15 protein-coding genes and 2 rRNA genes are annotated in these 18,108 nt (G+C 65.9%); 16 read left to right on the top strand and 1 reads right to left on the bottom strand.

Annotated features, from left to right (window positions below):
• Positions 1–178 precede the first annotated feature (178 nt).
• The 4 genes from MU582_12175 to MU582_12160 all read left to right on the top strand — a co-directional run bounded on the left by MU582_12175 (position 179) and on the right by MU582_12160 (position 4,637).
• A 23S ribosomal RNA gene (locus tag MU582_12175) occupies positions 179–3,279 on the top strand.
• Between the two features lie 68 nt (positions 3,280–3,347).
• Positions 3,348–3,464 (top strand): 5S ribosomal RNA (rrf, locus tag MU582_12170).
• 76 nt (positions 3,465–3,540) lie between these two features.
• Positions 3,541–4,206 (top strand): tetratricopeptide repeat protein, encoded by a 666-nt coding sequence (locus tag MU582_12165; GenBank protein ID UPK73200.1) that lies wholly within the window; start codon positions 3,541–3,543, stop codon positions 4,204–4,206.
• An 86-nt stretch (positions 4,207–4,292) separates the two neighbouring features.
• Positions 4,293–4,637 (top strand): single-stranded DNA-binding protein, encoded by a 345-nt coding sequence (locus MU582_12160; protein ID UPK73199.1) that lies wholly within the window; start codon positions 4,293–4,295, stop codon positions 4,635–4,637.
• Here MU582_12160 and MU582_12155 read toward each other — a convergent pair.
• Complete coding sequence (locus MU582_12155) at positions 4,632–5,846, bottom strand: DUF1015 domain-containing protein (GenBank protein UPK73198.1); 1,215 nt, start codon at positions 5,844–5,846, stop codon at positions 4,632–4,634. The genes MU582_12160 and MU582_12155 overlap by 6 nt on opposite strands.
• Positions 5,847–5,883: 37 nt before the next feature.
• Here MU582_12155 and MU582_12150 point away from each other — a divergent pair, with 37 nt between their 5' ends.
• The 12 genes from MU582_12150 to xerD all read left to right on the top strand — a co-directional run bounded on the left by MU582_12150 (position 5,884) and on the right by xerD (position 18,064).
• Complete coding sequence (locus MU582_12150) at positions 5,884–6,942, top strand: HAD-IIA family hydrolase (protein UPK73197.1); 1,059 nt, start codon at positions 5,884–5,886, stop codon at positions 6,940–6,942.
• Between the two features lie 32 nt (positions 6,943–6,974).
• Positions 6,975–7,154, top strand: coding sequence for a hypothetical protein (locus MU582_12145; protein UPK73196.1), 180 nt, complete (start codon positions 6,975–6,977; stop codon positions 7,152–7,154).
• Entirely contained in the window at positions 7,151–7,975 is an 825-nt protein-coding gene (locus MU582_12140; protein UPK73195.1) for a TlyA family RNA methyltransferase, read from the top strand. The genes MU582_12145 and MU582_12140 overlap by 4 nt, the downstream gene beginning before the upstream one ends.
• The gene (locus MU582_12135; protein ID UPK73194.1) at positions 7,972–8,919 is read left to right on the top strand and encodes an NAD kinase; all 948 of its coding nucleotides are present in this window, start codon (positions 7,972–7,974) and stop codon (positions 8,917–8,919) included. Before MU582_12140 ends, MU582_12135 begins: the two co-directional genes overlap by 4 nt.
• Positions 8,919–10,628: a DNA repair protein RecN gene (gene recN, locus MU582_12130; GenBank protein ID UPK73193.1), complete on the top strand. Its 1,710-nt coding sequence runs from the start codon at positions 8,919–8,921 to the stop codon at positions 10,626–10,628. Before MU582_12135 ends, recN begins: the two co-directional genes overlap by 1 nt.
• An 87-nt stretch (positions 10,629–10,715) precedes the next feature.
• The gene (steA, locus tag MU582_12125; GenBank protein UPK73192.1) at positions 10,716–11,891 is read left to right on the top strand and encodes a putative cytokinetic ring protein SteA; all 1,176 of its coding nucleotides are present in this window, start codon (positions 10,716–10,718) and stop codon (positions 11,889–11,891) included.
• A gap of 13 nt (positions 11,892–11,904) precedes the next feature.
• Positions 11,905–12,831 carry a copper transporter gene (locus tag MU582_12120; GenBank protein UPK73191.1) on the top strand — a complete coding sequence of 309 codons (927 nt, stop codon included), beginning with the start codon at positions 11,905–11,907 and terminating at the stop codon, positions 12,829–12,831.
• A complete protein-coding gene (locus MU582_12115; GenBank protein ID UPK73190.1) occupies positions 12,831–13,625 on the top strand; it encodes a hypothetical protein in 795 nt (264 codons plus the stop codon). Before MU582_12120 ends, MU582_12115 begins: the two co-directional genes overlap by 1 nt.
• Positions 13,626–13,636: 11 nt before the next feature.
• Positions 13,637–15,307, top strand: a complete 1,671-nt coding sequence (locus MU582_12110; GenBank protein ID UPK73189.1) for a CTP synthase — start codon at positions 13,637–13,639, stop codon at positions 15,305–15,307.
• On the top strand, positions 15,304–15,930 hold the full coding sequence (locus tag MU582_12105; protein ID UPK73188.1) for an NUDIX hydrolase: 627 nt from the start codon (positions 15,304–15,306) through the stop codon (positions 15,928–15,930). Before MU582_12110 ends, MU582_12105 begins: the two co-directional genes overlap by 4 nt.
• A 54-nt stretch (positions 15,931–15,984) precedes the next feature.
• A complete protein-coding gene (gene ald / locus MU582_12100) occupies positions 15,985–17,100 on the top strand; it encodes an alanine dehydrogenase (protein ID UPK73187.1) in 1,116 nt (371 codons plus the stop codon).
• 25 nt (positions 17,101–17,125) lie between these two features.
• Positions 17,126–18,064: a site-specific tyrosine recombinase XerD gene (gene xerD, locus MU582_12095; protein ID UPK73186.1), complete on the top strand. Its 939-nt coding sequence runs from the start codon at positions 17,126–17,128 to the stop codon at positions 18,062–18,064.
• Positions 18,065–18,108: the final 44 nt, after the last annotated feature.

Here is an 18,108-nt window from a genome sequence, read left to right as displayed (position 1 = left end):
AAGGGCAGGAACCTCCGAATCATCGATCGAATCGAGCCTGGCACACTGTTGGGTCCTGAGGGATCAGGTAACAACTCCCTCTGGCCCACACACCACCACGCAGACTCTGCGTAGCATGAGTGTGGGACCGCCCGTATCTTGAGAACTTCACAGTGGACGCGAGCATCTAGTAGTAAAACAACAAGCTACTAAGAGCACATGGTGGATGCCTAGGCATCGAGAGCCGAAGAAGGACGTAGGAGCCTGCGATAAGCCCCGGGAAGTTGGCAACCGAGCTGTGATCCGGGGATTTCCGAATGGGGAAACCCAGCTGGAGTCATGTCCAGTTACCGTCACCTGAACACATAGGGTGCGCGGAGGGAACGTGGGGAAGTGAAACATCTCAGTACCCACAGGAAGAGAAAACAAAAGTGATTCCGATAGTAGTGGCGAGCGAAATCGGAACAGGCTAAACCGCGCAGGTGTGATAGCCGGCAGGCGTTGCCTGCGCGGGGTTGTGGGGCCACAATGACGGGTCTGCTGAACCGTCGAAGAGTCATAAACCGTATGTGAAGTCGAAGCGGACTGGAAAGTCCCGGCGTAGCGGGTGATACCCCCGTAGACGTAAGCATGCGGCTCTTATGTGTCACCCCGAGTAACACGGAACCCCTGAAATTCCGTGTGAATCTAGCGGGACCACCCGTTAAGCCTAAATACTCCTCGATGACCGATAGCGGACTAGTACCGTGAGGGAAAGGTGAAAAGTACCCCGGGAGGGGAGTGAAATAGTACCTGAAACCATGTGCTTACAATCCGTTGGAGCGGTTCCTTGTGAACCGTGACAGCGTGCCTTTTGAAGAATGAGCCTGCGAGTTAGTGATATGTGGCGAGGTTAACCCATGCGGGGCAGCCGTAGCGAAAGCGAGTCCGAATAGGGCGATTGAGTCGCATGTCCTAGACCCGAAGCGGAGTGATCTATCCATGGGCAGGTTGAAGCGCGGGTAAGACCGCGTGAAGGACCGAACCCACCAGGGTTAAAAACCTGGGGGATGACCTGTGGATAGGGGTGAAAGGCCAATCAAACTCCGTGATAGCTGGTTCTCCCCGAAATGCATTTAGGTGCAGCGTTGCGTGTTTCTTTCCGGAGGTAGAGCACTGGATGGCCTAGGGGGCTCACCAGCTTACTGAAGTCAACCAAACTCCGAATGCCGGAAAGCTAAAGCGCAGCAGTGAGACTGCGGGGGATAAGCTCCGTAGTCGAGAGGGAAACAGCCCAGACCATCAGCTAAGGCCCCTAAGCGATTGCTAAGTGGAAAAGGATGTGGAGTCGCACAGACAACCAGGAGGTTGGCTTAGAAGCAGCCATCCTTGAAAGAGTGCGTAATAGCTCACTGGTCAAGTAACTCCGCGCCGACAATTTAGCGGGGCTCAAGCAATCCGCCGAAGCTATGGCGTCTACGCGTGTACTAGGCCTTCGTGGTCCAGGTGCGTGGACGGGTAGGGGAGCGTCGTGTGGCGAGTGAAGCGGCAGGGTGACCTAGCCGTGGACGCTACACGAGTGAGAATGCAGGCATGAGTAGCGAAAGAAGAGTGAGAAACTCTTCCACCGAATGACCAAGGGTTCCAGGGTCAAGCTAATCTTCCCTGGGTAAGTCGGGACCTAAGGCGAGGCCGACAGGCGTAGTCGATGGACAACGGGTTGATATTCCCGTACCGGCGCTGACGCGACCATGCTGAACCCAGTGATGCTAAGTGCCCGAATCGACGGAGCTCTTCGGAGCGAAGTCGAGGAGCGCACGACCCGAACTGGTAGTAGGCAAGCGATGGGGTGACGCAAGAAGGTAGCTCAACCGTGCCGATGGTAGAGCACGGGCAAGGTAGTAGGGCGAGTCGTAGGTAAATCCGCGACTCTCATGCCTGAGAACCGACGCCGAGTCGTATTAGACGAAGTGAGTGATCCTATGTTGCCGAGAAAAGCCTCTAGCGAGTTTCAGAGCCGCCCGTACCCTAAACCGACTCAGGTGGTCAGGTAGAGAATACTAAGGTGATCGAGTGAACCATGGTTAAGGAACTCGGCAAAATGCCCCCGTAACTTCGGGAGAAGGGGGGCCGGATTCGTGATGGGACTTGCTCCCGGAAGCGATGATGGCCGCAGAGACCAGGCCCAAGCGACTGTTTATTAAAAACACAGGTCCGTGCGAAGAAGAAATTCGATGTATACGGACTGACGCCTGCCCGGTGCTGGAACGTTAAGGGGACGTGTTAGCTGGCAACAGCGAAGCGCAGAACTTAAGCGCCAGTAAACGGCGGTGGTAACTATAACCATCCTAAGGTAGCGAAATTCCTTGTCGGGTAAGTTCCGACCTGCACGAATGGCGTAACGACTTGGGCGCTGTCTCAACCATGGACTCGGCGAAATTGCACTACGAGTAAAGATGCTCGTTACGCGCGGCAGGACGGAAAGACCCCGGGACCTTTACTACAACTTGGTATTGGTATTTGGTTCAATTTGTGTAGGATAGGTGGGAGACTGCGAAGCATGGACGCCAGTTCGTGTGGAGTCATCGTTGAAATACCACTCTGATTGTACTAGATATCTAACCTCGGTCCGTTATCCGGATCAGGGACATTGCCTGGTGGGTAGTTTAACTGGGGCGGTTGCCTCCTAAAATGTAACGGAGGCGCCCAAAGGTTCCCTCAGCCTGGTTGGCAATCAGGTTTTGAGTGTAAGTACACAAGGGAGCTTGACTGTGAGAGAGACATCTCGAGCAGGGACGAAAGTCGGGACTAGTGACCCGGCGCCGGCAAGTGGAAGCGGCGTCGCTCAACGGATAAAAGGTACCCCGGGGATAACAGGCTGATCTTCCCCAAGAGTCCATATCGACGGGATGGTTTGGCACCTCGATGTCGGCTCGTCGCATCCTGGGGCCGGAGTAGGTCCCAAGGGTTGGGCTGTTCGCCCATTAAAGCGGCACGCGAGCTGGGTTTAGAACGTCGTGAGACAGTTCGGTCCCTATCCGCCGCGCGCGTAGGAAACTTGAGAAAGGCTGTCCCTAGTACGAGAGGACCGGGATGGACGAACCTCTGGTGTGCCAGTTGTTCTGCCAAGAGCACTGCTGGTTAGCTACGTTCGGAAGTGATAACCGCTGAAAGCATCTAAGCGGGAAGCACGTTTCAAGATGAGGTTTCCCACTGGTTTACCAGGTAAGGCCCCCAGCAGACCACTGGGTTGATAGGCCGGAGGTCGAAGGCAGTAATGCACGTAGCCGACCGGTACTAATAGGCCGAGGGCTTGTTTTTACACACACTTTTTGCAACGCGTCCACTGTGAGGTTCCCGAGGTATGGTCGGACATATCTCCATAGAGTTTCGGCGACCATGGCGAAGGGGAAACACCCGGTTACATTCCGAACCCGGAAGTTAAGCCCTTCAGCGCCGATGGTACTGCACGGGAGACTGTGTGGGAGAGTAGGACGTCGCCGGATATTACTTCGACAGCGGGGCCGCCTTCGGGCGGCCCCGCTGCTTCGTTTACATCCCCTTTGTGGAAGGACTGTCCTCGTGGACGCCCCCGAGATCCCTGATGATGTCACCGCCCGGGCGCTGGACCGGCAGGTGCGCCGCTCGTTACAAGGTCTCCCTGAGCGCACGGCTGATCTGGTAGCCCGCCATCTCGCGATGGCAGGCCTGCTGATCGAGGACGATCCGCAGCTCGCGTATCGGCATGCTCGCGCGGCGCGTGATCGCGCGTCGCGGATTGCGGTCGTACGTGAGGCGTGCGGTGAAACCGCGTATGCGTCGGGAGACTTCAACGAGGCGTTGCGTGAGCTGCGCGCGGCGCGCCGGATGAATGGTCAGGTGCACTACATCGCCCTCATCGCAGACTGCGAGCGCGCGCTGGGCCGTCCGGAGCGCGCCCTGGATCTCGACACCCCGCAGGTGCGGGAGAAGCTGGACGACGCCGGCGTTGCCGAGCTGGCGATCGTGGTCGCCGGTGCGCGCCGGGATCTGGGCCAGCCAGAAGCGGCCGCGCGCTTCCTCGAACGTGAGTCGTTGCATTCGAGCTCGCGTGAACCTTGGGTGGCGCGCCTTCGCTACGCGTACGCGGACGTGCTGGCCGAGCTCGGTCGCACGACGGAGGCGATCGAGTGGTTCCACCGGACGGTTGCGGTTGACGGGAATCGCGCTACCGATGCGGAGGAGAGGCTCGAAACTCTCCACAGCTGAGCGCATTCGCTAGGCTTTTCCACAGTCGCTCTTCATCGCGCCGCCGTGCAGCTGTTGCCGGGGCATGCTGCAGGTGAGGAGGCGCAATGGAGACACCAGAAATCCCGTACGAGAACGTCGTGCGACTCTGCGGCAGGGTGGCGCGTGAGCCGGTTGAGCGCACGCTTCCCAGCGGCGACACGTTGACGACGATGCGAGTGATCGTACGACGCAGCAAACGAGCCCTGCGTCGCAGTCGCATCACGGTCGACGCGTTCGAATGCGTCGCGTGGACGAGTCGGCTACAGCGAACGCTCGCCAGGCTCGGACCCGACGATGTGGTTGAGGTCGAGGGAGAGCTGCGCCGGCGCTTCCGGCGGGTGTCGGGTGCTCCCGTCAGCAGAATCGAGATCGAGCTGTCGGCCTGCCGCACGGTCGAGAAGGCGTCATGAACCCAGCCAGCTCCGAAAGACTGCGCCGACGAGGGGCTTGGGGCCGAACGACGTCGCCTTGCGCGGTAGCGGGCGGCCGTCGCGGGCCGCCGCCATGACGTCTTCGAGCCGCGGTGCGGGCAGCAGGACGGCAACGCCGGACTCTGTCGTCTGTGCGATCGCCTCGTCCAGCCCGTGTACGTATCCCACGTCGGCATCTGCGACCGCCCATTGCTTCAGCCACCCGGCGTGCAGATGGCATACCGCGAGCTCGGGCGCCGCGCATTCGGCATTGGGCACTCGTGGGACTACGGCGTAGTACGCACCGCCCGAGTGCAGTACGCATCCGGCGGTCGGTCCGCTGGCGAGGTAGTCGGCGGCAGCGGAGCGGTTAGGAAGCGCCGCCGCATCGATTGACTCCGACCCGATTGCGGTGGCGAGGTCGACATCTGCGAGCACGCGGTGGATCGCTCCGAGCCGGATCCCGGGCTGTGGTGCGTGTACGAGGAGAGCGAGGGCTCTCGTGGCGGGCCCCGTGCCGTCCCGCGCTGCGACGCGCGACCAGGCGCTGTGCCGGTGGTGTCCATCGGCGATCAAGGCGGGCGCATCAGGCACGGCTTGCGCAATACGCAGTTGAACCGCGGAGTCGTCGATACGCCAGAGACGGTGCGTACCGACGTCTGGCTGGGCGACAGCGAGGTCGGCAGGCCGGCCGACGATTTCGCGAAGGACGTCTCCCAAGGCCGCGGCTTCGTGGCAGAGCGCGAGGATCGGCTCGATCTGGGCGTTCGTCGTCTGCTCGAGCGTCTCCTGCACGTCGACGAGGGGCGCGATCACCTCCTCGTGGTCGAGGAACGGTCCACCGCCGTCTGCGACCAGATCGACGGTCGCGATCACGCCGACAACCTCGGAGTCGCCCGCGGGCTGTGCGTACACGTACATCGCGGGTTCGGCGTCGTGGCGAAGTACCTCGTCGTCGAGCCAGGACCTGAGCAGGGCGCGAGCACGCTCGGCTCCGGATGCCGGATGCCCGCCGAATGCCGGGGCAAGCAGATGCAGGATGTGGTGCGCATCGATACGTTCGAGCAGGTCAGCGGGGAGGGTCGACCACGACGTCGGGGGTGTGAACGTCAGATCCGCGGGGTCGCCCGCGTGCTCGGTGAAGGTGACACCGCGGAACGGACGGACCCGCATGACGGTACGCGCCGCGCGGTCCTGCCAAGATGTCATCGCTGCATCCTATGCACTGCGAGAAACAGGAGTGTCTGTGAGTACAGCCGCGAGCGAGCGGGCCCGTCCGACCGAGCGGCTCGCCGATTGTCGATCGCCGTTGGCGGCCGCGTACGACGTCATCATGCTCGATCTCGACGGCGTGGTGTACGTCGGTGGCGGGGCGGTCGCCTATGCGGTCGAGGTTCTTGGCGAGCTGCGTGAGAAGGTCCGCCTCGCGTACGTCACGAACAACGCCGCCCGCACGCCCGCGACCGTCGCAGCTAGGCTCGGCCGGCTCGGGATCGAAGCCTCGCCCAGCGACATCGTCACTTCAGCGCAGGCCGTCGCCCGACTGGTCGCAGCGGACGTGCCCGGAGGAGCGACGGTACTGCTGTTGGGCGCCGATGGTTTGCGCGAGGCACTGGAGGAGCGGGGACTCGCCGTCACGACGAGCGCGCAGGACTCGCCGGCCGCGGTCGTACAGGGGTTCAACCCCAGCATCGACTGGTCGGCGCTCGCCGAGGGCGCATATGCGATCGCCGCCGGAGTGCCTTGGTACGCGAGCAATACCGACACCTCGGTACCCACACAACGGGGCCTGGCCCCGGGCAACGGTGCGTTCGTGGCCGCGTTATCGGCGGCGACGGGCGCTCGGCCGGTCGTGGCGGGTAAGCCGGAACCGGCCCTGTTCGACGAGACGGTCGTCCGGGTCGGCGGCGAGCGGCCGATCGTCGTCGGCGACCGGCTGGACACCGATATCGAGGGTGCGAACGGTGTAGGAGCCGACAGCCTGTGCGTTCTGACGGGTGTGAGCTCGGTCGACGATCTGGCGACGGCGCCTCCGATGCTTCGGCCCACCTACGTCGGACCCGACCTGAGAGCTCTCACCGAGCCACAGCCGGCGGTCGTCCGTGACGACGAATGGTTCGTATGCGGGCAGATCCGCGCCCGAAACGACGCCGGGCGGATCGAGCTCAGCGTGCCCGACGCCGATCCGGCGTATGCCGATGCGGTGTCGGCGCTGCGGGCGGGCTTGACCGCGTGCTGGCACTCCGACGAACGGTCACCGGACGTCACGGCCATTACCGAGTACGTCGTGCCGTTCGTGCGATGATGAGATGACTTCGACGACGACCCGGGAGACTGATGACCGCGCCATCCGATGAGGACCCGACACGCACCGGCAACGCGCGAGTCGATGCGGCGGTCGAGCGGCTGAGCGAGCTGGAGACAACGCCGGTGGAGTCGCATGCGGCGATCTACGAGGATGTGCACGAACAGCTACGCAGCTCTCTTGCCGACGCCGGGTCCGGCTCCGCGTCGTGACGAAACGCCTACGACTCGACGCAGAGCTCGTACGCAGAGGACTCGCCAGATCTCGTGATGAGGCGAGCACATTGATCGCCGACGGCGCAGTCACGGTAGGCGGGCTGGCTGCGCGCAAACCCGCTACGGCGGTCGCAACCGATCAGCCGATCGTGGTCCGCGAGCCCGACCAGACACCTGCGTACGCTTCCCGCGGCGCGCACAAGCTGATCGGCGCTCTCGAGGTGTTCGGCCCGGACGGTCTCGAAGTCGAGAATCGGCGTTGTCTCGACGCGGGTGCCTCCACGGGTGGCTTCACCGACGTTCTGCTGCGGCGGGGCGCAGCCTCGGTAGTTGCCGTCGATGTCGGCTACGGCCAGCTCGCCTGGTCGCTGCGCAACGACGACCGGGTCGAGGTGCACGATCGCACCAACGTGCGCCATCTGACCCGAGACGTCATCGGCGGATCCGTGGATGTGGTGACCTCCGATCTCTCCTTCATCTCCCTGACCGTGGTCCTGCCCGCGCTGAGCGCGGTGTGTTCCGATGACGGCGACCAGGTGCTGATGGTCAAGCCGCAGTTCGAGGTCGGCAAGGGCAGGCTCGGCAAGAACGGCGTCGTACGCGATCCCGCGCTGCGTGTCGAGGCCGTCGAGGCGGTGTGCGCCCGCGCACAGGAGCTCGGCTGGGGTACGCGCGGACTCGCCGCCAGCCCGCTCCCGGGCCCCGCCGGTAACGTCGAGTACTTCTGTTGGCTGCGCCGCGATGCACCCCCGGTCGATCCTGCGCGGGTAGCGGCGGTTGTGGCCGCGGGACCCGACGGTGAGAAGGTGGGAACGTGACTTCCGGCGCACAGGACGCTTCCGAGGACCGGCGAGTTCTCGTCGTCACCCATACCGGGCGCGCCGCGGCGGGGGAGGTCGCGGCGGCGTTCGTACGCCGGATCCGCGAGGCCGGCATCCGCAGCCGAGTACTCGACGACGAACATGAGTACCTCGCCCGCTACGGGCTCGGTGACGTCGAGTCGTGTGCTGCGGACGAGAAGGCAGCGGCCGACTGCGAGCTGGTGGTCGTATTCGGTGGCGACGGCACCATCCTGCGCGGCACCGAGCTCGCTCGATCGGCCGAGACGCCGCTGCTCGGGGTCAACCTCGGCCATGTTGGCTTCCTCGCCGAATCCGACGTCGACGATCTGGACATCACGGTCGACCGCGTTGTGGCTCGTGAGTACGTTGTCGAGGAGCGCCTGACCCTCGACGTCGATGTCACCGTCAACGGTGACCGCGTCGCAAGCACCTGGGCGCTGAACGAAGCGTCGGTCGAGAAGGCCGCCCGGGAGCGCATGCTCGAGGTGGTTGCCGAAATCGACGGCCGCCCCCTGTCGCGCTGGGGCTGTGACGGAGTCGTATGCGCAACGCCGACCGGTTCGACCGCGTACAGCTTCAGCGCGGGCGGCCCGGTCGTCTGGCCCGACGTCGAGGCGATCGTGATGGTGCCGATCAGCGCACACGCGTTGTTCGCCCGGCCGATGGTCGCCTCACCCGATTCGACCCTCGCGATCGAAGTGCTCGCCGGCACACTCGGATCGGGTGTGCTGTGGTGCGACGGCCGTCGCACGTTCGAGCTCCCGCCGGGTGCGCGGGTGGAGGTACGCCGCGGTCGCCAGCCGGTACGTCTGGCGCGACTGCACAGCGCGAGTTTCACCGATCGGCTGGTACGAAAGTTCGACCTTCCCGTGTCCGGCTGGCGCGGCCGAGGCGCGGCCGGATCGGGGGTCTCCGACTGATGTGGGAGGAGATCCGGCTCAGCTCGATCGGCGTCATCGACGAGGCAGCACTCGACCTCGACCCCGGTCTCACCGTCATCACCGGCGAGACCGGTGCCGGTAAGACGATGATCGTGAGCGCGCTGAACCTGTTGCGCGGGCGACGCGCCGAGAGCACCCTCGTGCGGCAAGGAGCGAAACGCAGCCGAGTCGAGGCGCGACTCGACACGTCGGGCATCGACGGCGTCGCCGATGCGGCGCTCGAGGCCGGGGGCGAGGTCGAGGAGCACTGCCTGATCGTCGGCCGTACGGTGTCCGCCGAGGGTCGCTCACGGGCGTTCGTCGGAGGTGCGTCGGTGCCCGCCTCTGTCCTTGGTGCGATCAGCGAGCGAGCAGTCGCAGTCCACGGCCAGTCGGACCAGAATCGGCTGCTTCGCGCAGGTGCACAGCGCGCCGCGCTCGACCAGTTCGCCGGCACCGACATCGCCGATCTCCTGGCCGAGTACACACCGTCGTACCAGCGGCTCCGCGTGGTGGAGACCGAGATCGACGAGCTGACGACGAACGCGCAGGAGCGCGCCCGCGAGCTCGATCTGTTGCGTTTCGGACTGGCCGAGATCGACGAGGTCTCGCCCGAGCCCGGTGAGCTGGACTCGCTGGTCGCCGACGAAGACCGGCTCGCCAACGCCGAGGCGCTGGTGACTGCGGCACATGAGGCGCACGTACGCCTGTCCGGTGACGCCGAGTCGGCCGAGCCGGGTGCTGACGCGACTGCCCTCGTGGCCGGGGCGCAGGCGGCGCTCGACGTGGTACGCGAGCACGACTCCGAGCTCGAACGCCTTGCCGGCCGAGTAGCCGAGATCGGCTACCTGATCGCCGACACCTCGGCAGAGCTCGGTGCCTACACCGACTCCGTCGAGGTCGATCCGGCCCGGCTCGATACGGTTCAGCAACGTCGTGCCCAGATCACGGCGCTGCTGCGCAAGTACGGCAACACCGTCGAGGACGTACTTGCCTGGGCCGACGACGCGCGAGCCCGCAGCGGCGAACTCGACGGCGACGACGACCGGATCTCCGGGCTTGTCGGCGAGCGTGAGGACCTGACCACGCGGCTGCTGGAACTCGGCGTACGACTCGCCGACGCTCGGCGGAGCGCCGCGGAGCGTCTCGGCAAGCTCGTCGACGCCGAGCTGAGCGAACTCGCGATGCCGCATGCACATGTCGACGTCGCGGTCGAGACGCCGGATGAGCCGACGGCGGGCGATCTGACTCCGCACGGCCTCGACACGGTCGAGATCGGTTTCGCAGCGAACAAAGGGGCCGACCCGTTGCCGCTCAACAAGGGCGCCAGTGGGGGAGAGCTGTCCCGGGTGATGCTCGCGCTGGAGGTCGTACTCGCCGACACCTCTACGGTGCCGACCCTCGTATTCGACGAGGTCGACGCCGGGATCGGCGGTAAGGCGGCCGTCGAGGTCGGTCGCCGGCTGTCCCGGCTCGCCCGCAACGCCCAGGTCATCGCCGTGACGCACCTCCCACAGGTCGCTGCTTTTGCCGACCGGCACTATCGGGTCGTCAAATCCGACGACGGCACGGTCACGACGAGCGGTATCAGCAGGCTGGACGCCGACGCCAGGATCGAGGAGCTTTCGCGGATGCTCGCCGGACTCGAAGGCTCGGCAACGGCGGAGGCGCACGCACGCGAGCTACTGGAGCTCGCCGCACAGCGCTGAGCTGGTACCTGCGGTGTGATCGACTTCCCAGACACGACGCGTGCGGATCCCCGGAATCCGCGTCCCTGCATGGCACCATGGCAATCGATGAGACTCTCGCTGCGCCGAAACCGGACCGACGCCTTACCCGGCGTCACCGGGCCCGTACGCCTCGACCGGCGTACGAAGAACCTCACCAAGCGATTGCGGCCCGGCGATATCGCCGTGATCGACCACGCCGATATCGACAAGGTGAGCGCCGAGGCGCTCGTCGACTCGCAGGTCGCCGCCGTCGTGAACGCGGCACGCTCCTGCACCGGTAGCTACCCGAACCTCGGCCCGGGGATCATCGCCGGTGCGGGGATCCCCTTGGTCGACCATGTCGGCGACGAGGTCTTCACCGCCCTGTCCGAGGGCGACACCGTACGCGTCGACGAGGGTGTCCTGTACCGCGACGCCGAGCCGCTCGGCAAGGGCGAGGTCCTCGACAGTACGCGTGTCGACGAGCTCATGGAGGCCGCCCGCGACGGTCTGTCCACCCAGCTCGAGGCGTTCACGGCCAACACGATGGAGTACCTCAAACGTGAGCGCGAGCTGCTGCTCGACGGCGTGGGCGTACCCGAGGTGCGCACCTCGTTCGCTCGTCGCCATGCGCTCGTCGTCGTGCGCGGGTACGACTACCGCGAGGATCTGGCGATCCTGAAGTCCTACATCCGCGAGTACCACCCGGTACTGATCGGCGTCGATGGAGGAGCCGACGCGTTGGTCGAGGCCGGATACAAGCCCGACATGATCATCGGCGATATGGACTCGGTCTCCGATGCGACGCTCAAATGCGGCGCGGAGCTCGTCGTCCACGCGTACCGCGACGGCCGCGCTCCCGGCCTGGCCCGGCTGGAGAAGCTCGGCCTCGAAGGCATCCCGTTCCCGGCCACCGGCACGAGCGAGGACGTCGCGATGTTGCTCGCCGACGCCAAGGGCGCCGAGCTGATCGTCGCTGTGGGTACGCATGCGACCCTCGTGGAGTTCCTCGACAAGGGCCGTTCGGGGATGGCCAGTACCTTCCTGACCCGGCTGCGCCTCGGCCCGAAGCTCATCGACGCCAAGGGGGTGAGTCGTCTCCACCATGCGCGGATCCGGATGTGGCAGCTGCTGATCCTGCTCGCCGCAGGACTGCTCGCGATCGGTGTGTCGATCGCAGCGACGCCGGCCGGCCGAGAGTGGCTGGACGTGTTCCAGGCGCGTTGGGACGACTTCATCTACTGGATCCAGGGACTCTTCTAGGAGACATGACCGAGTGATTGACTTCCGCTACCACCTGATCTCGATCATCGCGATCTTCCTGGCGCTCGCCGCCGGTGTCGCGCTGGGAGCGGGCCCATTGGACGAGCCGTTCAGTGAGCAGCTCGCATCCGAAGCCGACCGGGACCGGCAGGACAAAGCAGATCTACGTACCGAGCTCGACGACGCCGAGCAGGTACGCGCCTTTCAGGACGCCTTCGCCAAGCAGGTCGGCACCGATCTCGTCTCCGGCGCACTACAGGATCGTACGGTCGCCCTGTTCGTGCTCCCGGATGCCGATGAGGGCGCCGCGGAGGGTGTCGCAGACGAGGTCGAGGCGGCCGGCGGCAGCGTCACCACAACGGTCAACCTGACCGAGAAGATGGTCGACCCGTCCCAGCAGCAGTTCGCGGAGGGTGTCGCACGGCAGTCACTCGACGGGCAAAAGAACACCCCGAACACCAGTGGCATGAGCAGCTACGAGCTGCTCGGCACGGCACTCGCGCGGGCGTATCTCGGTGACGGCTCGGACACGAAGTTCGACTCGACGTCCGGCACGATCGCCTCTGCGTACAAGGAGGCCGGATTCGTCGAGGCCAAGGGCCAGCCGAGCGCACGCGCATCGCTCGCGGTCTTCGTGGTGCCGCCCGCAACGTCCATGGAGGACAACCAGGACCAGGTCGTCGCTACCATCGCGGGCGCCGCCGACACGCAGAGCGCCGGCGCGGTCGTCGGCGGCCCGCCCGGTTCCGCCGCGGACGACGGCGCGGTCGCGTATATCCGGTCCAACGACGTCGGCGACTCGGTGTCGACGGTCGACGCAGTGTCCGTGACCGCCGGCCAGATCGTGACCGTACTGGCCCTGCAGCGTGAGGCGGGCGGCAAGTCCGGCCACTACGGCACCGAGGACGGTGCCGATCAGGCGATGCCGGACGCCGGTTGATGCGGACTCCGAGGTCAGCCGTCCGGGCCTGGCTTCGTGCTCACTCCGTCGCCGCATCGGCATCCGGCGCGGTCGGGCGGTGGGTTGCGTCTCATCCGCTCGGGGCGGAGTCGCGGTGGCAGCGTACGAACTACGCCGGCGATCCGGTCTCGCTGCTCGGCGGCCCGGCCGCTGTGTCCGGGTTGATTGCGGGCACGCTCAGCGAGCGCAGGTTTGTCACGGCAACGGGGTTGGCCGCTGTCGGGGCGGTGGGTGCGTACGACGATCTGTACGGTGACTCGGCGACAAAAGGCGTCCGCGGTCATCTGCAGGCGTTGCAGCGCGGTGTCGTGACGAGCGGCATCGCCAAGATCGCCGTTGTCTCCGCCGCCGGTCTCGTGATCGCCGCGGGTGAGCGCCGGTCTCGACGGCCCGGTATCGGCCTCGTCCGCGACGGCGCTCTGGTGGCAGGTGCAGCCAATATCGTCAACCTGCTGGACCTGCGTCCCGGCCGGGCGTACAAGGCCGTGCTGCCGGCGGCCGCACTGCCCGGCGGCGGACCTGTCGCCGGCGCGATCGCGGGCGGTATCGGCGACGATCTGCGGGGCAAGACGATGCTCGGTGACTGCGGCTCGAACGCGCTCGGCGCAGCGGTCGGCGCCGCACTGGTACGCGACACGCCTCCGTCCGTACGCTGGGCAGGGCTCGCCGTAGTCGTCGGCCTGACGTACGCGAGCGAGCGGGTGAGCTTCTCGGAGTTCATCGCCCGACACTCATGGCTGGACCGGATCGACCGCGCCGGACGCGATTGGTAGGCTGGAATCCCGTGGACAACCGAACCAAGCACGTGTTCGTCACCGGCGGCGTCGCCTCCTCTCTCGGAAAGGGGCTGACCGCTTCAAGTCTCGGTCGTCTCCTCAAGTCGCGAGGGCTTCGCGTGACGATGCAGAAGCTCGACCCGTACCTCAACGTCGACCCGGGAACGATGAACCCGTTCCAGCACGGCGAGGTCTTCGTCACCGACGACGGCACCGAGACCGACCTCGATATCGGCCACTACGAGCGGTTCCTCGACGAGAACCTCTCGGGCCACGCGAACGTCACCACCGGGCAGGTCTACTCGGAGGTCATCGCGAAGGAGCGCCGCGGAGACTACCTGGGCGACACCGTCCAGGTGATCCCGCACATCACCAACGAGATCAAGGACCGCATGGTCCGGATGGGCGGCGACGGCGTCGATGTCGTCATCCACGAGATCGGCGGCACCGTCGGAGACATCGAGTCGCTGCCGTTCCTCGAGGCATCGCGTCAGGTACGCCACGATGTGGGGCGCGACAACGTGTTCTTCCTGCATGTGTCGCTGGTGCCGTTCATCGGACCCTCGGGTGAGCTGAAGACCAAGCCGACGCAGCACTCGGTCGCCGAGCTGCGCTCGATCGGTATCCAGCCCGATGCGATCGTCTGCCGCTCCGACCGGCCGATCCCGACCAGCGTCAAGCACAAGATCTCGCTGATGTGCGACGTCGACAAGGAAGCCGTCGTCACCGCGAGCGATGCGCCGTCGATCTACGACATCCCGAAGGTGCTGCACGCCGAGGGCCTCGACGCGTACGTCGTGCGCCGCCTCAACCTGCCGTTCCGCGATGTCGACTGGACACAATGGAACGAGCTCCTGCGCCGGGTGCACCATCCCGCCGAGGAGGTGACCGTCGCGCTGGTCGGCAAGTACGTCGACCTGCCCGATGCGTACCTGTCTGTCGCGGAGGCGCTGCGCTCGGGCGGGTTCGCCAACGATGCCAAGGTCAACTTGCGCTGGGTGCCGTCCGATGAGTGTGCGACGGCCGAAGGGGCTGCGGCGCATCTGCGTGACGTCGATGCGGTGTGTGTCCCCGGCGGCTTCGGCGTACGCGGCATCGAGGGCAAGGTCGGTGCGATCCGCTATGCGCGGGAGAACCACATACCCACGCTCGGCCTGTGCCTCGGACTGCAGTGCATGGCGATCGAGTTCGCCCGCGACGCGGCCGACCTGCAGGGCGCCGATTCGACCGAGTTCGACCCCGGTGCCTCGAACCCCGTGATCGCGACGATGGAGGAGCAGAAGCAGATCGTCTCCGGCGAGGGCGACCTCGGCGGCACGATGCGTCTCGGCCTCTACCCGGCGCGACTCGTCGACGGTTCGATGGTCGCCAAGCTCTACGGTCGTACGCTCGTCGAGGAGCGCCACCGGCACCGCTACGAGGTGAACAACTCATACCGTGAGCGGCTGGAGGAGGCGGGCCTGGTGGTCTCCGGCACCTCGCCCGACGGCGCGCTCGTGGAGTTCGTCGAGCTCCCGGCCGATGTGCATCCGTTCTTCGTGGCGACCCAGGCACATCCGGAGCTGTTGTCGCGACCGACGCGTGCGCATCCCTTGTTCGAGGGCCTGGTCGCGGCCGCGATCGACCGCCAGCGCGAGCAGCGGCTTCCGGTCGACACTCCCGAGGTGTCGGTGGGGTGACCGACCGAGCCGCGCATCCGAGTCTGCCCGGGCTGCTCTACGGCGCCGACGAGCCGATCGTCGACCGGCCAGGCGCGTGGCCCGTACGCGAGTCTCGGGATGCGTTTCGGCATCCCTTCCTCTCGCTGTCTCTCGACACCGTCGAGGCGCCCGACGGCGACACCTTCGAGCGTGTCTACGTACGACACAAGGGCGCCGTCGGCGTCGTGGCGCTCGATGACCACGACCGAGTGCTGTTGCTGGAGCAGTACCGCCATCCCACGCGGTCACATCTGGTCGAGGTGCCCGCCGGCGTACTGGACGTCGAGGGCGAAGACCCCCGCGACGCCGCAGCTCGCGAGCTGGCGGAAGAGGCCGATCTGGTGGCGCACAACTGGGATCCGCTGCTGCGGATGTACTCCTCGCCGGGCTTCTCCGACGAGCAGTGGTACGTCTACCTGGCACGTGGGCTCTCCGCCGTACCCGAGCCGCGCCGACACGAGCGCGTACACGAGGAAGCCCATATGACTCGGGTCTGGGCACCGCTCGACGACGTCGTACGGGCTGCACTCGCGGGTGAGATCGCCGACGGGATGGCCGTCGCAGGCGTTCTCGCCGCTTCGGCCCGAATGACCGTCGGCTAGGACTACACTCGCAATCGTTCGACACGGGGCGTTTTGGAAGAGGAGACTTCGCGGATGAAGGTCGGCGTGCCCAAGGAGGTCAAGAACAACGAGTTCCGGGTCGCGCTCACTCCGTCCGGTGTGAACGAGCTCGTACGGTCGGGGCACGAGGTCTTCGTCGAAGCAGAGGCCGGGGTCGGCTCATCGATTCCGGACGACGACTTCGCCGCTGCGGGCGCCCGGATCGTCGGCAGCGCCGACGACGTGTGGGGCACAGGCGATCTGATCCTGAAGGTCAAGGAGCCCGTCGCGAGCGAGTACGACCGGATGCGTACCGATCAGGTGTTGTTCACCTATCTCCATCTCGCGGCGTCCGCCGAGTGCACCGACGCCCTGCTCGAGCGCGGAGTGACCGGGATCGCGTACGAGACGGTACAGGCCGCCGACCGTTCGCTGCCGCTGCTCGCACCGATGAGCGAGGTCGCGGGAAGGCTCGCACCGCAGGCCGGTGCGTACCACCTGATGCGCCAGGGTGGCGGCCGCGGTGTGCTGATGGGCGGAGTGTCCGGTGTGTACGCGGCCAAGGTCGTCGTGATCGGCGCCGGCGTTTCGGGTATGAACGCCGCCGCGATCTCGCTTGGGATGCAGGCGGAGGTGCTGCTGCTCGACCTGAACGTCGACGCGCTGCGGGCCGCCGACCGGATCTACCAAGGGCATCTGCAGACCGTCACCTCCAACGCGTACGAGATCGAGCGAGCCGTGCTCGATGCCGACCTGGTGATCGGGGCGGTCCTCGTACCCGGTGCGAAGGCGCCGACGCTGCTCAGCAACGACCTCGTGTCTCGGATGAAGCCCGGTAGCGTCCTCGTCGACATCTCGATCGACCAGGGCGGCTGTTTCGAGGACTCGCATCCGACCACGCACGACGCCCCTACGTACGGCGTGCACGAGTCGGTGTTCTACTGCGTCGCGAACATGCCCGGTGCGGTGCCGCACACCTCTACGTACGCGCTGACCAACGTCACCTTGCCGTACACGATGGCGCTGGCCGACAAAGGCTGGCGCAACGCGATGCGCGACGATGCGGCGCTGGCTCTCGGGCTGAACACCTATGCCGGTTCGCTCACCAACGAGCCGGTCGCCCGGGCCCACGGTCGCGACCACGTCGCGCTCGACCACGTTCTCGCCTAGGCCCAGCGGCGAGGCGAAGGAGAGGATGACGACGGCGCACAGCACAGCCCTCGACCGGGCAATCGGCGACTACCTGAGTCACCTGGGCGTCGAGCGCGGCCTTGCGGCCAACACCTTGTCGTCGTACCGCCGCGACCTTCGCCGCTACGTGTCGTTCCTGCGCGGGCGGGGCATCGACGACCCCGATGCGATCTCGGAGAACGACCTCGCCGAGTTCCTGATGTACCTGCGCGAAGGCGACGCCGACCACAAACCACTGAACTCCGGCAGTGCCGCGCGTACGCTGATCGCGGCGCGCGGGTTCCACCGGTTCGCCCTGCGCGAGGGACTCGTCCATGCCGACGCATCGGCTGGGGTGAAGCCTCCGACGGCACCTCGCCGGCTCCCCAAGGCGTTGCCGTTGTCCGATATCGAGGCGATCCTCGAAGCGGCCGGCGCGCCCGGCACATCGCTCGCACTTCGCGACCGCGCGCTGCTGGAGCTGCTCTACGGCACCGGCGCGCGAATCTCCGAGGCCGTCGGCCTCGACGTGGACGATCTCGACCTGGAGACCGGGTCGGTGCTGTTACGGGGCAAGGGCAGCAAGCAGCGGATCGTCCCGGTCGGCTCGTACGCACTCGACGCGATCCGCCGCTACCTGGAGACGGGCCGGGCCGAGCTCGCGAAGCCAGGGGGAGCGGTCGGCGCCGTCTTTCTCAACGCACGCGGGGGCCGGTTGTCGCGGCAGAGTGCGTGGGCGGTGCTGGCGAAGGCCACCGACCGCGCAGGCGTGACTGCAGAGGTGTCTCCCCATACGTTGCGGCACTCGTTCGCGACGCATCTGCTCGACGGCGGTGCCGACGTACGCGTCGTACAGGAGCTTCTCGGGCATGCGTCCGTCACGACTACGCAGATCTACACCCTCGTGACGGTTGACAAGCTGCGCGAGGTCTACGCGACTGCGCATCCGCGGGCACGAGGGTGAGTCGGTTGGCGCCAAGACACACCAGTCGGGTTTGTCCCCGCTTC

Source organism: Nocardioidaceae bacterium SCSIO 66511, from assembly GCA_023100825.1.
GTDB lineage: Bacteria > Actinomycetota > Actinomycetes > Propionibacteriales > Nocardioidaceae > Solicola.
Note: the sequence above shows the minus strand (reverse complement) of the source record. Positions and strands in the feature narration are given on the sequence as shown.